We start from the raw sequence: 674 nt of genomic DNA, 5'->3' as shown, positions 1-674 counted from the left end.
AGGCGAGCATGATAGGCTTCATACCCTTGCGAAACCTTGGTATACCGACTTTTTGCAAGAAATCGTCCCGTAGGCGCTTCGTGTCAAATCTCGTATGATTATGAATTTCTACTGTATATTCGTGATATTCGTGAATAACGCTCTTTGCCAAACTCGGCACTTTTCGTTTGTCAAATACAAGTATGTAAGTTTACATAGGTTTACAAAAGTTTGCATAAACGAGTGAAGGCGGAATTATTTAGTAAAATGGGGTGGATTCCAAGTAGATTAAAAATGCTCCCAACGGATTTCTTCACGAATCCGTTGGGATGTTTTTTATTTTATGAGAGGTTTTAGAAATGTAGCAACTTCCTCAGCAGATTTTGTAAATTCATTTTTCTTCCTATTCACTTTTTCACTAATCATAATAAAGGTAGTGTCCTGCTGGAAGTATAGTCCTGCTGAAGCTCCTTCGATATTATCTTTATGGTTAGAGAAGGATATCCATTTGGCCGGAATGTCGTTGTTTATTTTTGTGTCTTTCTCTGCGATAATAACACCACCCAACAAAACTTCTTCTGGTGACTCTTGAATCTCCAGGTAGGTATTTTCGTTTTCATTGGAAAAAAGTAAACTGAAATACATTACCTGATCACCTGTTACGATTTTCTCTAACTTTTGCCCTTTCCTTACGA

The 674-nt window shown here is 37.2% G+C and carries 1 protein-coding gene; it reads right to left on the bottom strand.

The genetic code is table 11. From position 1 onward, the window contains the following. Positions 1-315: 315 nt before the first annotated feature. A partial coding sequence (locus EDM57_RS23520) for a hypothetical protein (protein ID WP_122906962.1) occupies positions 316-674 on the bottom strand: 359 nt, incomplete at its 5' end.

The sequence above is a fragment of the Brevibacillus gelatini genome (genome assembly GCF_003710935.1).
GTDB lineage: Bacteria > Bacillota > Bacilli > Brevibacillales > Brevibacillaceae > Brevibacillus > Brevibacillus gelatini.
Note: the sequence above shows the minus strand (reverse complement) of the source record. Positions and strands in the feature narration are given on the sequence as shown.